Origin of the sequence: Nonomuraea roseola (assembly GCF_039535395.1) — a bacterium.
Lineage (GTDB): Bacteria > Actinomycetota > Actinomycetes > Streptosporangiales > Streptosporangiaceae > Nonomuraea > Nonomuraea roseola.
The window spans coordinates 3,784,195-3,801,609 of sequence record NZ_BAAAXC010000015.1; the positions used below are offsets into that span (position 1 = coordinate 3,784,195).

General features: G+C 70.8%; 19 protein-coding genes. 7 read left to right on the plus strand and 12 right to left on the minus strand.

Annotated elements, in window-relative coordinates; translation table 11 throughout:
• Positions 1–83: 83 nt before the first annotated feature.
• Positions 84–761 carry a DUF2306 domain-containing protein gene (locus ABFX55_RS41305; protein WP_346128862.1) on the plus strand — a complete coding sequence of 226 codons (678 nt, stop codon included), beginning with the start codon at positions 84–86 and terminating at the stop codon, positions 759–761.
• On the opposite strand, the gene ABFX55_RS41310 is transcribed toward ABFX55_RS41305, so the two are convergent.
• The 3 genes from ABFX55_RS41310 to ABFX55_RS41320 form a co-directional block, all read right to left on the minus strand.
• Entirely contained in the window at positions 751–1,407 is a 657-nt protein-coding gene (locus tag ABFX55_RS41310) for a response regulator (protein WP_183655207.1), read from the minus strand. The two genes, ABFX55_RS41305 and ABFX55_RS41310, sit on opposite strands and share 11 nt — an antisense overlap.
• Entirely contained in the window at positions 1,404–2,543 is a 1,140-nt protein-coding gene (locus tag ABFX55_RS41315; protein ID WP_346128864.1) for a sensor histidine kinase, read from the minus strand. Before ABFX55_RS41315 ends, ABFX55_RS41310 begins: the two co-directional genes overlap by 4 nt.
• Positions 2,544–2,614: 71 nt before the next feature.
• Complete coding sequence (locus tag ABFX55_RS41320) at positions 2,615–3,046, minus strand: DUF2269 family protein (RefSeq protein ID WP_346128866.1); 432 nt, start codon at positions 3,044–3,046, stop codon at positions 2,615–2,617.
• A 262-nt stretch (positions 3,047–3,308) separates the two neighbouring features.
• Between ABFX55_RS41320 and ABFX55_RS41325 the strand changes: the two genes are divergently transcribed.
• The gene (locus tag ABFX55_RS41325) at positions 3,309–3,731 is read left to right on the plus strand and encodes a DUF6292 family protein (protein ID WP_183655215.1); all 423 of its coding nucleotides are present in this window, start codon (positions 3,309–3,311) and stop codon (positions 3,729–3,731) included.
• A 3-nt stretch (positions 3,732–3,734) separates the two neighbouring features.
• Here ABFX55_RS41325 and ABFX55_RS41330 read toward each other — a convergent pair whose 3' ends face one another.
• Positions 3,735–3,989 (minus strand): hypothetical protein, encoded by a 255-nt coding sequence (locus ABFX55_RS41330; protein WP_183655218.1) that lies wholly within the window; start codon positions 3,987–3,989, stop codon positions 3,735–3,737.
• 173 nt (positions 3,990–4,162) lie between these two features.
• On the opposite strand from ABFX55_RS41330, the gene ABFX55_RS41335 reads away from it, so the two are divergent.
• From ABFX55_RS41335 to ABFX55_RS41345, 3 genes are read left to right on the plus strand one after another with little or no spacing between them, the layout of a single operon-like run.
• Positions 4,163–4,936 (plus strand): GntR family transcriptional regulator, encoded by a 774-nt coding sequence (locus ABFX55_RS41335; protein WP_183655220.1) that lies wholly within the window; start codon positions 4,163–4,165, stop codon positions 4,934–4,936.
• Positions 4,937–5,443, plus strand: coding sequence for a GNAT family N-acetyltransferase (locus tag ABFX55_RS41340; protein WP_346128868.1), 507 nt, complete (start codon positions 4,937–4,939; stop codon positions 5,441–5,443).
• A gap of 19 nt (positions 5,444–5,462) precedes the next feature.
• Positions 5,463–5,852, plus strand: a complete 390-nt coding sequence (locus tag ABFX55_RS41345) for a DUF6292 family protein (protein ID WP_346128870.1) — start codon at positions 5,463–5,465, stop codon at positions 5,850–5,852.
• Here ABFX55_RS41345 and ABFX55_RS41350 read toward each other — a convergent pair.
• From ABFX55_RS41350 to ABFX55_RS41360, 3 genes are read right to left on the minus strand one after another with little or no spacing between them, the layout of a single operon-like run.
• Positions 5,849–7,870, minus strand: coding sequence for a vWA domain-containing protein (locus tag ABFX55_RS41350; protein ID WP_346128872.1), 2,022 nt, complete (start codon positions 7,868–7,870; stop codon positions 5,849–5,851). The genes ABFX55_RS41345 and ABFX55_RS41350 overlap by 4 nt on opposite strands.
• A gap of 27 nt (positions 7,871–7,897) precedes the next feature.
• Positions 7,898–8,734, minus strand: a complete 837-nt coding sequence (locus ABFX55_RS41355; RefSeq protein ID WP_346128874.1) for a hypothetical protein — start codon at positions 8,732–8,734, stop codon at positions 7,898–7,900.
• A gap of 56 nt (positions 8,735–8,790) precedes the next feature.
• Positions 8,791–10,182 (minus strand): sigma 54-interacting transcriptional regulator, encoded by a 1,392-nt coding sequence (locus ABFX55_RS41360; RefSeq protein WP_346128875.1) that lies wholly within the window; start codon positions 10,180–10,182, stop codon positions 8,791–8,793.
• 153 nt (positions 10,183–10,335) lie between these two features.
• Between ABFX55_RS41360 and ABFX55_RS41365 the strand changes: the two genes are divergently transcribed.
• A complete protein-coding gene (locus tag ABFX55_RS41365) occupies positions 10,336–11,496 on the plus strand; it encodes an FIST signal transduction protein (protein WP_183660400.1) in 1,161 nt (386 codons plus the stop codon).
• A complete protein-coding gene (locus ABFX55_RS41370) occupies positions 11,493–12,449 on the plus strand; it encodes an ROK family protein (protein WP_346128877.1) in 957 nt (318 codons plus the stop codon). The genes ABFX55_RS41365 and ABFX55_RS41370 overlap by 4 nt, the downstream gene beginning before the upstream one ends.
• Positions 12,450–12,484: 35 nt before the next feature.
• Here ABFX55_RS41370 and ABFX55_RS41375 read toward each other — a convergent pair whose 3' ends face one another.
• From ABFX55_RS41375 to ABFX55_RS41395, 5 genes are read right to left on the minus strand one after another with little or no spacing between them, the layout of a single operon-like run.
• The gene (locus ABFX55_RS41375) at positions 12,485–13,660 is read right to left on the minus strand and encodes an ABC transporter permease (RefSeq protein WP_346128879.1); all 1,176 of its coding nucleotides are present in this window, start codon (positions 13,658–13,660) and stop codon (positions 12,485–12,487) included.
• A complete protein-coding gene (locus tag ABFX55_RS41380) occupies positions 13,660–14,343 on the minus strand; it encodes an ABC transporter ATP-binding protein (protein WP_346128881.1) in 684 nt (227 codons plus the stop codon). The genes ABFX55_RS41375 and ABFX55_RS41380 overlap by 1 nt, the downstream gene beginning before the upstream one ends.
• On the minus strand, positions 14,336–16,111 hold the full coding sequence (locus ABFX55_RS41385) for a peptidoglycan-binding protein (protein WP_346128883.1): 1,776 nt from the start codon (positions 16,109–16,111) through the stop codon (positions 14,336–14,338). Before ABFX55_RS41385 ends, ABFX55_RS41380 begins: the two co-directional genes overlap by 8 nt.
• A gap of 55 nt (positions 16,112–16,166) precedes the next feature.
• Positions 16,167–17,054, minus strand: coding sequence for a hypothetical protein (locus tag ABFX55_RS41390; RefSeq protein ID WP_346128885.1), 888 nt, complete (start codon positions 17,052–17,054; stop codon positions 16,167–16,169).
• Positions 17,051–17,368, minus strand: coding sequence for a PadR family transcriptional regulator (locus ABFX55_RS41395; RefSeq protein WP_246452242.1), 318 nt, complete (start codon positions 17,366–17,368; stop codon positions 17,051–17,053). Before ABFX55_RS41395 ends, ABFX55_RS41390 begins: the two co-directional genes overlap by 4 nt.
• Positions 17,369–17,415 lie beyond the last annotated feature (47 nt).

Genomic DNA, 17,415 nt, shown 5'->3' on the forward strand with positions numbered 1-17,415 from the left:
GCCTGATTCATGGATGATCGGCCGGTTCGGATCGGGCCGTTCTACTGATGAGCCGTCACCCTCGCAGCGGTCACGATCGCCTCATGACCGACAAGAGCCTGACGGCACACCCTCCGCGTCCACGAAACACCGCAGGCGGCAGGGGTGGCTGGCTCCTGCCCACCGTGCTGGTCGTGCTCAGCGTCGTTCCCCTGATCGCGGGAGGCGTCCGTCTGACCGAGCTCGCGGGCGGCGACGTCACGCCGGGAAACGCGCGGTTCTTCGCCGCGCCCCTGCCCGTGGTGCTGCACATCTTCAGCGCCGCCCTGTACAGCGTTCTGGGCGCCTTCCAGTTCGCCCCCCGCTTCCGCCGCAGGAGGCCGGGTTGGCATCGCGTCGCCGGGCGGATTCTCGTCCCCTGCGGACTTGTCGCCGCGCTCTCGGGCCTGTGGATGACGCTGTTCTACGCCCGCCCTGTCGGTGACGGCGATCTCCTGGCCGCCTTCCGGCTCCTGTTCGGCACCGCCATGGTCGTGGCGATCGCCTCGGGCCTGGCCGCGATCCGGCGGCGCGACTTCGCCAGGCACCGCGCCTGGATGATCCGTGGATACGCGATCGGCCTGGGCGCGGGCACGCAGGTGCTGGTCCACCTGCCCTGGCTGATGTTCTTCGGCATGCCGGACGAGCTCGGCAGAGCGCTGCTCATGGGAGCAGGCTGGGCGATCAACCTCGTCGTGGCCGAAGGGGTCATCCGCAGGCGGCCGGCCGCCTTCAGTTCCTGACACGGTTGGTCTCGTAGGCCCATATGGCGATCTCGACGCGGTTGCGGGCGCCGAGTTTGGCCATGAGGCTGGCGATGTGGGACTTGACGGTGCTGAGAGAGATGTACAGCTCGTCGCCGATCTCACTGTTGGTCCGCCCGCGCGCCACGGTGGCGAGGATCTGCTCCTCGCGCTCGGTGAGCGCCTCGATGGGTTGCACGGGCGAGGCGGAGGATCCGGCCGCGGCGAAGGTCCTGAGCAGCCGCGCGGTGACACTCGGTGCGATGAGGGCGTCGCCGTCGGCGGCGGCGTGGACGGCCTGGGAGAGCAGGGCGGTGCCCGCGTCCTTGAGCAGGAACCCTCTGGCACCGGCCCTCAGGGCGGCGTAGACGTATTCGTCGAGGTCGAAGGTGGTGATGACGACGACGGCCAGGGGGTCGTCGACGGCCGGTCCCGCGAGGGCGCGGGTCGCCTCGATGCCGTCGATGCCCGGCATCCGAATGTCGAACAGGCACACGTCGGGGCGCAGCCGCCGCGCGAGCTCGACGGCGTGCCGCCCGTCGGCGGCCTCGCCGATGACCTCGATGTCCGGCTGGGCGTTGAGAATCATGGCGAGCCCGGTGCGGACGATCTCCTGATCGTCGGCGACGATCACCCGGATGCTCATGTCGCCGCCCCCTTCCTCGGAAGCACGGCGGTCACGGTCCACCCTCGATCGGGGTTCGGGCCTGCTTCGCAGGTGCCGCCGTGCAGGTCGGCGCGTTCGGCCATGCCGATGAGCCCGTACCCCTGAGAGGGGGCGGCGGGCACAGGGCTGGGGTCGCCGTCGTCGCTCACGCGCAGCCGCACCGACGTGTCGTCGGCGGACACGCGGACCTCGATGCGGGTGGCGTGCCGAGCGTGTCGCAGGGCGTTGGTGACCGACTCCTGCGCGAGGCGGTAGATCGCGGTGCCGACCGAGGGGCGGAGGTCGTCGACGTCGCCGTGGATCTCCACGTCGACGGAGGGGCCTGAGCGAGCTCGGCCGGCCAGTTGCTCGAGGTCGGCTATGCGCTGACCCGGCGCCAGGTCCGCCGGTTGGTCCTGGCGCAGGACCCGGACCAGGGCGCGCATCTCGGCGAGGGCGCGCGAGGCCTCCGACTCGATCAGGACGAGCGCCTCGGTCGCGGCGCTCGGCCGCGTCGCCGAGGTGGCGATGCCCGCCTGGGCGCGGATGGCCATGGCCGAGACGTGATGAGCGACGGTGTCGTGCAGGTCGCGGGCCAGCTGCTCACGTTCGAGCAGTTTGACGTGATCGAGCTCGCGTCTCCGCGCCCTGGCCCGGTACCGGAACGCCAGCCCCAGCGCGACGGCCGAGAACAGGATGGCGAGCCCGCCGATCAGGTCGCCGGCGCCCGGATGGTCGACGACCGCCGAGAGGCAGGCCCTGCCGAGGATGATCGCCAACCCGATCACGGCCTCCCGCCCCGCCCCCCAGCGAAACAGTGAGTACGGCAGGAGCAGCAGGCAGACCATGGTGTAGGTCTCGGGGGAGTCGCCGCCCGTCAGGAGCGGCGCGAGGCTCATGGCGCCGAAGGCGATCGCGACCATCGGCAGCGGTCTGCTCCGGCGCCACAACAGGGTGGGCACCAGCGCCACGGTGAGGATCACCGAGACGGTCCGCCACGGCAGGTCGGGCCGCAGCACCCCTTCGAGCACCGCGAGCGCCACGAGCAGCCCCACCAGGGCCCAGTCGCGCCGGCCTCGCCGCGGGGGACGGGCAGGGCGGGGCTCGTCCCACAGGGAACGAAGAAGGGGGAGCACCCCATCATCGTATGAGAGCACCTGCCCCTCCGGATCGGCCCGAAGGACGAGGAGCAGGGCCTCGTGGCGTCCTAGCCCTCGCCGGGGAAGATCATCAAGAACAGGATCACGAGGTAGATCAGGCCGATCACGCCGCTGATCATCGCGATGCGCGCGTTCTGGACCTTCGCGTCGTCGGCGGGGGTCTCGGTGGCGAAGACCCTGACGGCGGCGCGAAGGTCGCGTTCGACGAGGAAGAGCAGGACGAGCGCGACGACGAACAGGGTCATCGAGGCGGACATGTACCAGCGGCCCAGCACGCCGAGGCTCGCGCCGAGCCAGACGCCGAAGACCAGCACGCCGAGCGAGCCGATCCCGTAGATTCGGGTCATCCGCTGCAGGGTCTGCAGGACGGCGGCGTTCTTGGCGCGGATCGCGCGCGGCGCGGCCATGATCACCGCGGTGAGCGGGCCGATGGCGAAGATCGCGAATGCGATGTGCAGCCAGAGCAACGTGCTATTCATGGGGCTGACATTAGTCGTCCGGTGATCGCACCGGTATTACTCACGACCCGCCTTCTGGGGCTCCTCGCGGTCGTGAGGGCAGCTCATGCACAGCTCGAAAGCCGCGATGCCGACGGCCATCACGACGAGCAGCACAATCATGGCGAGCATGGCTTCCTCCTTCCCCGAATATCGTCCGTAATGACTAGACGCTCTGGCAATGGAATAAGTTCAGCGCCGGTATGGTTGGCATTCTGTTCTCCAGGCACAAGGGGGTGCCGTCGTGGCCGTGAGGCACGTCGAGCCGTACTCACAGGAATGGGTGCGCCAGCCGTTCTCCTACGTCCGTCAGGTCGTCGACCTGCTCGGCGACGAGGTGGCCGACTGGTGGGAGGGTCCTTGCGACCCGCGTGACGCCACCCTTCGCCTGCGTGACGGCAGTGCCCTGGTCTGGGACGAGGAGAGCGGCTGGCGCCTCGGAGCCTTCGTCTCCGGCGGCCACGGCCTGCACACCGAGCTGGCGGGGGTGCGTTACCTCGGCCACGGCCTGCTGCCCAGGCCGGAGCGGGTGCCGGGAGCGCTGGCCGACGCGCGCGCCGGGGTCGGCGCCAGCTCGGCATGGCGTCCCTGCTACCGCTCCCACCGCAACTGCCGCGACGGATTCGACGTCGCGCTCAGCTACTACTGCGCGGTGCTCAACGCCTGAGCGTCAGGTCGCTCGTTCCTTCGTGTCGCAGGTCGGGCAGTCGAAGGGTGCGTGCTGGTCATTGGTCGCGTACCTGCATCCCGTGTGATCGACGGTGAACCCGAGGATGCGTCTGGTGCCCGCGTGGATCGGGCCTGGTGGCGCGCCGGTGGCCGAGCTCCTGCCGTCCTCGTGGTGGATCCCTATCACCACGACGACGAACACGCCCGCCGCCCCGCTCGCGATGATCAGCGCCAGGATGATGGCTGCTTCCAACATGGAGGCCTCCCCTCGGTATGGGGTGGATATCGGGGGTCGCGGTCCCGAGATGCGGCCTCCTTGCCGCGTCCGTTCTCGCAGGGAATCCTTGGTGTAGGATTCAGTTGGGTAAACCCAGTCATACCAATGATTGGTGTCATCCAAACCATCGGAACTCAAAGAGGAGCGATCCGGTGCCTCCGAAGTACCAGCAGCTGGCCGACCGCCTGCGCAAGGCCATCGAGGACGGACGGTGGGCCCCGGGCGACCAGATCCCGACCGAGATCGAGCTGCGGGACTCCTCGGGCTTCTCGGTCAACACCGTGCGCGAGGCCATCCGCCAGCTGGTGAACCAGGAGCTGCTGGAGAAGCGCCAGGGCGAGGGCACCTTCGTGCGCCGCAGGCCCGACACCTTCCCCGTGCTGCTGTCGGACGAGGAGGGCAGGCGCGCCGCCGACCTGCCGGGCGACGCCTACGTCTCCTCCGTCCTGCTGCGCGGGCGCCGCCCCGAGGTGGGCAGGCCGCACGTGGACGTCGTGGAGGCCCGCGCCGACGTGGCCCTCAGGCTCGACGTCAAGGTCGGCGCCAAGGTGGTCACCAGGGTCCAGCAGCGCTTCGTGGACGGCACGCCGTGGTCGCTGCAGACCTCCTACTACCCGATGGACATCGCCGACGGCACCGACCTCATCAGGCCGGGTGACATCGAGCGGGGCACGATCAGGCTGCTCGAGGATCTCGGGCACCCACAGGTCGGCTACACCGACGAGCTGACCGCCCGCATGTCCTACCCCGACGAGAGCGCCTTCTTCGCCGTGACGGGGGCGGGGGTGTCGGTCCAGGTGCTGTGGCGCACCGCGTTCGACGCCGAGCGGCCCATCAGGCTCACCGTGACCGTCTATCCGGCCGACCGCAACCGCCTCGTCTACCACATCGGGTCCGTCCCGGCGAAGTATCGAGACCGGAGCTGAATGATCCACCTGCGCCAGGCCACGCCGGACGACTTCCCGGCGATCATCGGCCTGATCGAGAACGCCGCGGCCTGGCTCGCGGACAAGGACACCGACCAGTGGCAGCGGCCGTGGCCCGACAGGGCGGCCAGGGACGCCAGGGTCATGGGCGGCATCGAGCAGCGCCTGACCTGGGTGGAGGAGCGCGGCGGCCGTGTCGCGGCCACCGTCACCCTCACCACGGCGGTGCAGAGGGAGCTGTGGGCCGAGCACGAGCCCGACGCCCCCGCCCTCTACCTGCACAGGCTCGTCGTCCACCGCGACCACGCGGGCCACGGCATGGGCGCCGAGATCATCGACTGGGCGGAGGCGCGCGGGCCCGGCCTGCTGCGCATCGACGTCTGGAAGACGAACGAGTCGCTGCACAAGTACTACCTGCGGCAGGGGTTCGAGTTCGTGGGCATGTCGCGCCTGTCCGGGTATCCCTCGGCGGCCCTCTTCCACAGGAAGATGGTTACAGTGGGGTAAAGCCTCCCCCATCGAAGGGATGAGCATGCGGCCGTACACGCCCGAATGGCTCTCGATGCCTGTCGCCTACGTCGCCGAAGTAGCCCTCGCCGTCGATGCCGTCGAGTGGTGGGACGACCCGTTCGATCCCCGCGACGCCACCATCCTGCTGGTCTCAGGGGCCGCCCTGGTCTGGGACGAGGAGAGCGGCTGGCGCCACGGCCGGTTCCTGTCAGGGGAGAAGGGCGTGCGCACGGTGCTCGCCGACCCCCGCTACCTGGGCGGCGGCGTGCTGCCCAAGCCCGCTGACGTGCCCGTGCTGCAGGCCATGGGCGGCAGTCACCTCCGACCCCACTACCGATCCTTCCGCGACTACGGCGACGGCCTCGACGAGCGGCTGGCCACCTACACGATCCCGGCGATCGTCTAGCGGGCCCTGCGCAGCCGCAGGAAGTCGCTGACGACGTACTCACCGAGGCGGTCGGCGCTGGGGGAGAAGACCCTGCCTCCGTTGCGCCTGGCGACCTCGTCGACGAACTCCTTCAAGCGGTCGTCGGCGGCGAGCATGAACACGTTGATCGTCGCTCGCCGCCTGGTCATCTTGTCGACCTCGGAGAGCGTGAGCTCCAGCGTCTCGGGCGAGGGCGGCCACTCGAAGGCGGAGCGGCCGTTGCGCATCAGGTGCGCGGTCGGCTCACCGTCGGTGACGACCAGCACGACAGGCTCGAAGTCGGGATGCCTGTCGAGGTGCCTGCCCGCGATGAGCAGGGCATGGTGCAGGTTCGTGCCCTGCACCATGTCCCAGTCGAGGCCGGCGAGCTCGTCGGGCTGCAGCACCCTCGCGTAGTTGGAGAAGCCGACGATCTGGACGGCGTCCTGCGGGAACTTCGATGCGACCAGGGCCTGCAGGGCCAGTGCGGTCTGCTTGGCGGCGGCCCAGGTGCCTCGCAGCGCCATCGAGTACGACAGGTCGACGAGCAGGCACACGGCGGCCGCGCTGCGCCGCTCGGTCTCGCTGACCTCGAAGTCGTCCACCGAGAGCCGCACCCTCGAATGCGGCCTCGCGCCGCTCCCGCGGGCCAGGGTCCCCCGGGAGGACGGCGCGGCCCTGCCTTCGTGCGCGCGGGGGGAGGCGTCGCCTCGGCGGATGCCGTTGACGAGGGTGCGGACGACGTCGATCGGTTGCTCGTCGCCGAAACGCCATGGCCTGGACGAGCCGGTGAGCTCGCCCGCCGAGCCCGCGTCGCGCTGGTCGTGGTCGCCCCTGCGCCCGGCGTCGAGAGAGGCGAAGACGCGGCGCAGCGCCGTCTCGCCGAGCCTGCGCACCGCCTTGGGCGTGAGTTCGAGCTTGCCGCGCCGCCTCAGCAGGTAGCCCTGCTCCTCCAGCTCGCGCTCGATCCGCTTGAGCGCCTCCAGGTCGTCGACGGCCGAGCGGCCGAGGGCACGCCGTACCGCGGCCTCGTCGACGTCGTCGAGGCGCGCGCCAGGGTAGTCCTGGCGAAGGGCGGCCTCCAACTGGGTGAGGTCGGCCAGCTCCTCCAGGGCTGTCACGGCGTCGCCCATGCCCATGGGGTCCTCGCCCGTCAGCCGTTCGGGGGTGCCCCACCCCAGATCGGGACGGCGGGCGTAGAGCGAGTCGCCCAGGCGGCGCATCTGCTCCGACAGCCCCGCCTGGTCGAGCGTCTGGTTGATGAGGTTGTTGAGCTCCTCGCGCTGGCGCGGCGTGAGCGAGGCGAGCATCCGCTGGGTGGCGGCGGCCCTGCGGGCGAGGATGTCGACGAGCTCCTCGAGCGTGCGTGGCCGCTCAGGGAACATGTCCTCGTACTTCGACATGAAGGAGTCGAAATCGCTCTGGGTGTGGGCGCCCTGGGCGTCGCGCTCCAGCATGTCGTTCAGGTCCGACATCATCTGCCTGACCCGCTCCATCGCGGCGGGATCGGGGTTGGCCAGCGCGTCGCGCATCCCCTTGAACTGCGCGTCGAGCACCTCCCGCCGCAACAGGCCGCGCAGCTCCTCGAAGGTCTGCCTGGCCGCCGCCGAGCGCCACTCGTAGGAGCCCAGCTCCTGGATGGCGCTCGCGGTGTCGTCGGGCAGGTTGTCGAGCGTGGCCTCGCGCAGCCGCGCGTCGTCGGAAGGGTCGGGGAACAGCTCGGCGCGCTCCTGCCCGATCGCCTTGTCGAGCAGGGAGCGGGCCCTGTCGAGCGTGCCGTCGAGCCTGCCGCGCTCGCGCAGCTCGCGCCGGCGTCGCCTGACCTCCCTGAGCATGTCGTCGAGGCCGCGACGGTCCTCGGCGCCGGGCAGCCCGCGCTTCAGCAGGTCGCGCAGCGCGTGGACGGGCGTCGACCCCGACAGGATGGCGTCGCCCATCTCGTCGAGCGCCGCCCGCACGTCGTACGGCGGAGCAAGCGGGTCAGGCCCGTCGTGATACTCGCCATAGCGGTAGCCCATGCGCCCACGCTAACCCGGGATCGCCCCTTATGCGTCGCCGTAGACCTCCCACACCTCGATCAGCTCGCCGCTGAGCGGGTTGTAGTCGGCCTTGACCAGCACGGGATGCTTCTGCGCCTTCAGCACCTTGGTGAAGTCGGCGGCCGTGCAGGGCTTCTGCCCGAGGCCGTCGCGGGAGGCGTTGACCGGCTTGCCGGTCAGCCAGCCGCTGGAGCACTTCGCGGTGACCCGGTAGAAGCCGGTGGCGTGGGTGTAGCCCAGCTTGATCCCCTTGAAGGAGACCGTGGTGTCGTTGACCCGCTTGATGGTGCCGAACGCGCTTCTGGGGTTGCCCCAGTCGGTCAGGAACTCGCTGACCTTGACGGCCTTGGCGCCTGAGTACTCGACCTTGAAGGGCGCGGGCCCGCGCTGCAGCGTGAAGGCGAGGTCGGCAGGCGTGCACTTCGTCCTGCCCAGGCCCTTGGCGTCGAGCGCCACGCGGCCCTCGGTCTCCACCAGGTCGCAGGCGACCGTGACGCGGCTGTAGGCGGACTTGGTGTAGTTGAGCCTGACCTCCTTGGCGCCGGCGACGGCCTTGAGCTTGTAGCGCAGGATGCCGTGCTCCTTGACGAGCGTCGCCTTGGCGGGCGTGACGCGCAGGACGCCCTTGCCGTCGGACCAGGCGAAGCCGTACGCCACCTTGGCGGCGGCGGACGCGCCTGCGGCGGCTGGCACGTCGGCAGGCACGGTGGCAGGCACGGTGGCAGGCGCCGCGGCAGGCACGGTGCCGGGCGCGCCGGCAGGGACGGCGGCGGCCGAGGCGGCGCCGGTGGCGCTGAGGGCGGCACAAAGACAGGCGCTGGCGGTCAGTGCGAGCAGACGCATGATCTCCCCCGGGATTTAGGTGTCACCGAGTAGGACGCGGGAGATCGCGCGAATGTTTACGTCCGATAGGTGGCGACTCCGTCGACGTCGTCCTTCGACAGCCGGCGCATGAGATAGAGCCCCTCGAGCGCGAACTCCAGCGCGGCCGCCGCGTGGCCGGGTGACTCCTCGCCGGTGCCCATGCCGAGCTTGGACATCACCTTCGCCAGCCCCTCGACGGGGCCGATGCGGCGCAGCAGCTCACCGGCGGGGACCAGTTCGCCGGACTCCACCTGGGTGCCCGCCGCGAACTTGTCGAGCAGCGGCGTGAGGTCCATGCCGCCGAGCCTGCCGCGGAAGGTCTCCGCGGTGGCGCGGCGCAGCAGGTGGGCCAGGATCTCGGTCTCCCGACCCTCCTCGCTGACCTCGAACTCCACCTTGCCGCGCAGGCTGGGCACGACCGTGGCCAGGTCGCAGACGCGGGTCACGGCCCGCTCCTCGCCGGTGATGGCGGCCCGCCGTACGGCCGAGGCCGCGGCGGTCTCGGAGGCGGCGATGGAGAAGCGCGCCGACACGCCCGAACGGGCGTCGACGGCGGTCGACTCGCGCACCAGGCGGGTGAAGCGGGCGATGACCTCGATCAGGTGCTCGGGCACGTCCGCGCCGATGCCCGGCGTCGACTCCTGGCGGATGAGCGTGAGCTCGTCCTCGATGGTCAGCGGGTAGTGGGTGCGGATCTCGGCGCCGAAGCGGTCCTTCAGCGGGGTGATGATGCGGCCGCGGTTGGTGTAGTCCTCGGGGTTCGCGCTGGCGATGAGCAGGATGTCGAGCGGCAGGCGCAGGTTGTAGCCGCGCACCTGGATGTCGCGCTCCTCCAGCACGTTGAGCAGCGAGACCTGGATGCGTTCGGCCAGGTCGGGCAGCTCGTTGACGGAGAAGACGCCGCGGTTGGTGCGCGGGACGAGGCCGTAGTGGACGGTCTCGGGGTCGCCGAGCGTGCGCCCCTCGGCGATCTTGATGGGGTCGACGTCGCCGATGAGGTCGCCGACGGAGGTGTCGGGCGTGGCGAGCTTCTCGCCGTAGCGCTCGTCGCGGTGCTTCCACGCCACGGGCAGGGACTCTCCCAGCTCGTCGGCCAGGCGCCTGCAACGGGCGCAGACCGGAGCGTAGGGATGGTCGTTGATCTCGCATCCCTCGACCACGGGGGTCCACTCGTCGAGCAGGCCGGTGACCGTACGGATGAGCCGGGTCTTGCCCTGGCCGCGTTCGCCCAGCAGGACCAGGTCGTGGCCGGCCAGCAGGGCGCGCTCGAGGTGGGGCAGGACGGTCTCGTCGAAGCCCACGATGCCGGGAAAGCGCGGCTCGCCCGCGCGGAGCCTGGCGAGCAGGTTCTCGCGGACCTCGGTCTTGACGCTGCGATGAGCGTGACCGCTCTCTCGCAGCTCACGGAGAATACGAGGCTGATGCACGGGTTCGAGACTACGTCGCCTTGGGGGAATGCGGGAATGTCTTTCGGATTTGACTGATGCGTGACGATAAGGGCGCGTGCTTGTGCTCGCAGTGGGGAGAATCCGCCCGAGGGACACCACCGACGTGTAAGGGAGGCGAGACACGTGGCGCTGTTGACGAGCCGATTCGCTGACGGCCTCGCCGTGGGATCCGACCTCGGCGCGGCCGCTGAGACGGCCGTGCGCCAGGCGCTCGCAGGACTGAGCGGACCCGCCGACCTGGTCTGCTTCTTCATCTGCGGTGAGGACCCCGACGACGTGGCGAGGGCGGGACAGCGGGCCATGGCGGTCGCCTCGTCGGCGCACGTGATCGGCTGCAGCGCGACAGGCGTGATCGGCGACGGCCAGGGCGTGGAGCTGACGCCGTCGGTGAGCGCCTGGGCGGCGACGCTCGACGGCGGGCGGCTGACCACGTTCCAGCTGGAGACGCTGACCGCCGAGGACAAGTTCGTGGTCGTCGGGCTGCCCGAGCGCCAGGCCGACGACCAGGTGGCGATCCTGCTGGCCGATCCGTACACCTTCCCCACCGACGCCTTCGTCGAGCGCTCCTCCGAGGTGCTCGGCGACCTTCCGCTGATCGGCGGCCTGGCCAACGGGCTCGAGGGCAGAGGTTCCGTGCGGCTGTTCGCAGGGGGCGAGGTCTACACCGAGGGCGCCATCGGGGTGCTGCTGGGCGGCGGGGTCAAGGTCAGCACCGTGGTCAGTCAGGGCTGCAGGCCTATCGGGCCGACCATGGTGGTCACCAGCGCGGAGGAGAACCTGCTGCTGGAGCTGGCAGGCCAGCCCGCGCTGGCGCGGCTGGAGGACATCGTCAGCGATCTGGACGAGGACGACCGCGAGCTGGTCGCTGCGGGGCTGCAGATCGGCGTGGCGATGGACGAGTACGCCGAGCACCACGAGCGGGGCGACTTCCTCATCCGCGGGGTCATCGGGATCGACCCCGAACGGGAGGCGGTGGCCATCGGCGACGTGGTCGACATCGGCAGGACCGTGCGCTTCCAGGTGCGCGACGCGGCGACCGCTGACGAGGACCTCTACGACCTGCTCGACGCGCACCGCGAGGAGCTCGGCAGGATCGACGGCGCCCTGCTGTTCGCCTGCAACGGCAGGGGCTCGGCGATGTTCGGCAGCGCCGACCACGACGCGGTCGCGCTGCGCGACACACTCGGTTCGATCGGCATGGCGGGCTTCTTCGCGGCGGGCGAGGTGGGCCCCGTGGCAGGCCACAACCACGTGCACGGCTTCACCGCCTCGATCCTGGTCTTCTCCTCGTGATCCTCGCGATCGACATCGGCGGGACGAAGTTCGCCGCCGGGCTCGTCTCCGCAGCCGGCGAGGTGGTCGCGGCCGAGCGGGCGGCCACCCCGAGGGACGGCGGGGCTGAGACGCTGTGGGAGATGCTGGCCGGCCTCGTCGAGCCCTTCTCCGCAGAGGTCAAGGGCGTCGGCGTCGGCTGCGGAGGGCCGATGGCCTGGCCCGAGGGCGAGGTGTCGCCGCTCAACATGCCGGCCTGGCGCGGGTTCCCGCTGCGCGCCAGGCTCGCCGAGCGCTTCCCCTCGGTGCCCGTGCGCCTGCACAACGACGCCGTCTGCCTCGCCGTGGCCGAACACTGGCGGGGAGCGGGCAGGGGCAGCGCGAACATGCTGGGGATGGTCGTGTCCACAGGTGTGGGTGGCGGGCTCATCCTCGGCGACCGGCTGATCGACGGCGGCACCGGCAACGCGGGGCACATCGGGCACGTCGTGGTCGATCCCGAGGGCCCGCCGTGCGGGTGCGGCGGCCACGGCTGCCTGGAGGCCGTCGCCCGTGGCCCCGGGCTCACCGCGTGGGCGCTGGCGCAGGGCTGGAAGCCCGCCACCTACGGCGACGCGCACGACGCGGGGCCGTACAGGGAGGATCGCGAGGTGACGGCGCGTGACCTCGCCCGCGACGCCGCGGCGGGCGACGAGGTGGCGATGGCCGCGATGCGCAGGGCGGGCACGGCCCTCGGCGTGGCGATCGCCTCCGCCACGGCGCTGTGCGACCTCGACCTCGTCACCATCGGCGGCGGCCTGTCGCAGGCGGGCGAGCTGCTGTTCGGCCCGCTGGAGGAGGCGCTGCGCGGGCACGCGCGCCTCGACTTCGCGCGCAGGGTCAGGGTCTGCCCCGCCGAGCTCGGGCAGGACGCCGGCCTCGCCGGAGCGGCGGCTCTCGTCCTGGCCGAGGAACGCTACTGGAGCGCCGGGTAGTTGAGCCCACTGGGCCTGGCTCGGTGTGGCCGAGGCTACCGGAGCGCGTCGACCGGCTCCATCCTGGCGGCGCGCAGGGCGGGGTAGAGCCCGGCCAGCAGGCCGACCAAGGCCCCCGCGAGGGGAGCGATCAGGGCCAGCCGCAGGTCGAGCACGGGTGTCCACTGCTTGGCCGCCGAGACGGCGACGATGGCGAGGATGCCGAGGCTGGCGCCGATCACTCCGCCGGTCAGCCCTGTGAGCGTCGACTCCAGCAGGAACTGCGCGGCGATGTGCCGGCGCGCGGCTCCGAGGGAGCGGCGCAGGCCGATCTCGGCGACGCGCTCCATGACGGTGACGAGGGTGACGTTGGCGATGCCCACGGCGCCCACGACGAGCGACACCAGCCCCAGGATGAGGAACAGCGCGTTGACGTCGTTCTGCACGGCGTCACGCGCCCTGGTCGGGCTGGGGGGCGCGATGACCTGCAGCTCGGCCTCGTTGCCGGGGCTGAGCGCGGTCGGCGCCTGCCTGGCGATCAGGTCGGCGGCGCCCAGACTGGTGTTGATCAGCACTCTCGTGACGTCCTTGATCCCGAACCGCTTGCCGATCGTGGGAGGGACCATGACAGCGGTGCCGAGGTTCTTCTCGCGCTTCATCGCGCCGAGCACGCCGATCACGGTGTAGGCGTGCTTGCCGATGAAGACGGCGGGCGCCCTGTCCAGCCGGGTGATGCCGAGCATCTTCGCCGCCTGCTCGCCGACCACCACGACCTTGTCCTGCCTGGCGAGATGGCCGGCGTCGAAGTAGCGGCCCTGGATCATGCTGCCCTTGACCGCGCCCGGCAGGCCGGTGCTGGTGGCCACGACGGTCAGCGTCTGGTCGGTGACCCGCGTGGGGTCGATGATCCTGTTGGAGCGCACGCTCAGGTTGGCGCTCTTCTTGGTCTCCGCGACGGCGGCGGCCGAGGTGACGCCGCGCAACCTGGTGACCTGGTCGACGGCGTCCCACTCGACGGGGGTCTTGGCGTTCTCCGCCACCTCGACGGTGACGGTCGTGGCGGTCAGCTCGTCGAACCTGCCGACGATCTGGTTGCCCGCGGTGGCGGCGACGCCGAGGGTGATGACGAGCGTGGTGATGCCGAGCACGGTGCCCAGCGTGGTGAGAGCGGTCCTGACGGGGCGGGCCAGCATGCCGGCCATGGCCTCGTTCAGCAGGTCACGGAGGTCCACTACTCCTCCACCAGGACGCCGTCGGTGATCCTGACCCTGCGCTCGGCACGGTCGCTCACCTCGGTCTCGTGCGTGATGACCACGATCGTCAGCCCCTGCTCTCTCAGCTCGTCGAACAGGTCGAGGACGGCGCCGGTGTTGCGGCTGTCGAGATTGCCGGTGGGCTCGTCGCACAGGAGCAGGGAGGGGCCGCCCACCAGCGCCCTGGCGATCGCGGCGCGCTGCCGCTCGCCGCCCGACAGCCGGTCGGGCAGGAAGTCCACCCGATGGGAGAGCCCGACGCGCTCCAGCGCCTCGAGCGCACTGGCCCTGCGGTTCCTGCGCTCCCGAGCTCCTCTGCTCCGGTAGACCTCGGCGAGCATCACGTTCTCCGCGACGCTCCTGTGCGCGAGCAGGTGGAAGGACTGGAAGACGAAGCCGATCCTGCTTCCGCGCAGCTTGGTGCGTTCGCCGTCGCGCAGGGTCGTGGTCTCGATGCCGTCGATGCGGTAGCTGCCCGAGGTGGGCGTGTCGAGCAGGCCGAGCACGTTGAGCAGCGTGGACTTTCCCGATCCCGAAGGGCCGACGATCGCGAGGTAGTCCTTCGGCAGCACCTCGAGGAAGACGTCGGACAGCGCGCGCACCGGAGGGTCGGCCGGGAACTCCCTGCTGAGGCCCTCGAGGGCGATGACGGGCTCAGGCACCGCTGACCACCACCCTGTCGCCCTCCTTGAGGTCGCCGGTCACCTCGACCTTGCCGTCGGCGGTCAGTCCCGTGCGCACCTCCACGTCCTTCGTCCTGTCGGGCGAGATCTCGACCCGCACCCTGGCCTTGCCGTCGGCCGAGGTGATGACGGCGGCCACGGGCACCACCAGCACCTCGGTGTCGGTCGCGCCGACCGTCACCTTCGCGGTGACGGCCGTGCCCGCCAGGCCCTTGAGCCCCTTCTCCGACACAGGGCTGATCAGCACGGGCTCCGAGCTCATCCCCTCCTCGCCCTCCGCGGGCTTGGCCTCGTCGGTGGACAGCGCGGCCTTCTCGCCGAACGCGGTCAGCGTGGCCGGGTAGGTCTTGCCCGAGGAGGTCTCGATGACGGCGTCGAGCCCCTCCTTCAGCAGGTCGGTCTCGGTGGACTCCACCGAGCCCGTGACCACGAAGGACGAGCTGGTGACGGTGGCGACCGCCTTGTCCACGTTCTCGCCGGCCTTGACCCCCGCCTTGTGCAGGCGGGCGGGCAGCTTGGGCAGGAAGACCAGCTCGCCGGGCGGGATCGTGGTGCCGAACGTCCTCTGGTACTCCGCCATCAGCGACCTGGCGGCGGCGAGATCCTTCCGGGCGTTGGCGACCTTCAGCTTGACCGGCGACAGCGCGCGGGCCTGTCGCAGCGCCTGCTCGGCGGTGGCCACGGCCTCCTTGGCGTCGCGCACCGTCTTGCTCAGCTCGGTCAGCCGCTTCTCCCTGGCCAGCCGCGCCTCCTCCTCGATCCGCCCGTAGGCCCTGCGCGCGGTTTCCAGGTCGGCCCGCGCGTTGGACACGCGCAGCTCAAGCAGGGTCGTGTCGACGGAGGCCTTCGGTGAGGGCGCGGGCGCGGGCGTGGCGGACGGCGAGGTCGTGGTCGTGGGGTAGCTGGTGTCAGGCGTGTTGTTCTCCCTCACCGCGGCGGCCAGGTCGTTCTCGGCCTGCAGGACCTTCTCCTCCGCCGTGCGCACCGCGACGTCCGCGGCCTCGATCTTGGCGTCGTCCTCGGTGGTGTACCTGCGCTCCTTCGCCTCGTCGTAGGCGCGCTGGGCGGCCTTGAGGTCGGCCCTGGTGTTGCCGAGCTTCAGCTTCAGCGGCCGGACGTCGCCTCCCTGGTCGAGGGCCTTCTGTTCGGTGGCCAGCGTCTCCTGTGCCGTCTGTACGGCCTTGCGCAACGAGTCGAGCTGCTGCCGCGACTCGAGGGTGGGCTGCTGGGCCTCGTAGCCCTTCCTGGCGTAGAACTTCGTGACGGCCGCCACGGTCGCCCGGTCGAACACGCCGGTCACCCTGGCGCCGTGGCCGAGACCGCGCAACGCCCTCTGCAACTGCTTGACGTCCGCGCCCTTGGCGCCAGGCCCGATCGTGCGGTGCATGGGCACCTTGCCCGACATGGCGAAGACCGGCCTGCCGTTGACCTCCATGAGGACCCCGCCCTCCACGACCTTGCCGGGGCGGGGCGCACGGGTGGCGCGCTGGGTGGTGTCGGAGCCGCCGACCACGCCCGCCAGCGTGACGGGCAGCGGTGAGCCGTACTCCAGGGTGCCGCTGACCACGACCGTGCTGACCAGCTTGGTGCGCTCCACCGGGGCGGTGATCAGCGAGGCTTTCGGCGGCGTGCGCAGCGCCGCCTCGTCGGCGGGTGAGCGCAGCCGGGTGCTGACGCCCCAGCCGACGCCCGCGGTCGCGATCACGCAGGCCACGGTGCCGATCAGCACCTTGCGGGGGGACTTCACGACAGAACTCCTTGTTTTCGGGCATGGCGAAGAGAGCTCGTGGCGCTGACGGGGATCAGAGAAGAATGCGGCGCCTGGCTCGGAACGGCACGGCGGCCGCGAGGGCGGTGAGGACGATCAGGAGTCCCCAGTGAGCGAGATCCTGTCGCTGGAGGAGCTGGTGGTTCTCGGCGAGGACGGCGCTGGCGGGCAGCAGGTAGGCCCCCGCCGCGATCGCCCAGCGGGGATCGGCGGTGAGGTGGCCCGCGTAGGCCGCGACGCTCAGCAGCGCGACCTCGAGGAAGACTCTCGTCATCGCCATGGGCGAGCCCGCGACGATGTCGAGCCCCGCGGGGTCGGCGCCCGCCACCAGCGGTACGGCGGCCAGCCACCACCACGAACGGCTCTTCGGCCGCTCACCCCTGGTGGCCAGGAGCACCAGGCCGAGGACGATCAGGAGGTTGGCGGTCAGCGGGGCCACGGGACCGCCGTTGCCGTACAGCGCCGGCCCCCGCCACAGCCCGTCGGGGAAGACGGGCAGCAGCGTCGCGTCCAGCCACGGCTGACCCATGGTGATCCCAGTGATCTTGAAGGCGACCAGCCCGGCGAAGGGCAGGGCCAGGCGCGGCAGGCCGCGCAGGACCAGCAGGAGGCTGACGGCCGACAGCCCCAGCCACAGCGGCACGCTCGTGGCGTAGGGGATGAGCACCGCGAGGTTGACCAGAGTCAGCGCCACGACGGCCAGGTGCAACCCGTCCACCCAGGCGGGCCCCTGTGCCGCCGTGATGATGCGGGTGCGCAGCCCGCCGACGACCAGCGCGACGGCCTCGCGAAGAGGTGGCAGCGCCTGGCCCGGCTTCGCGTTGTCCATCAGGACGTCGAGGAGCTCGTCCCCGTAGTCGGCCCGATAGCCGCAGGGATAGGCCCTGAGCAGCCAGCGGTAGCGCCGCTCGAGAGAGGTCATCCGAACGTCGCCCCCAGGCTGCGGCGGCCCGTGACCACGGCTGCCGCCTGCTGCATGCGCCTGGCCTCCGCCTCGACCATGCCGCTGCCCTCGTCGGTGATCCTGAAGTAGCGCCGTTTGCGGCCGTTGACGACCTCCTCGCGCTCGACGGTGATGACGCCGTTGGCGGCCAGCCTGTCGAGCGCGCCGTAGAGCGTGCCTACGGCCAGGGTGATCCTTCCCTGCGAGAGGTCCACGACCTTCTTGATGATCGCGTGTCCGTGGAGCGGGCCGTCCAGGAGTGCGGCGAGGACAAAGTAGGTCTGCTCACTCAAACCGGATGATCCCTTAGACATAGCGCAAAACGTACTTCGTTCGGCGA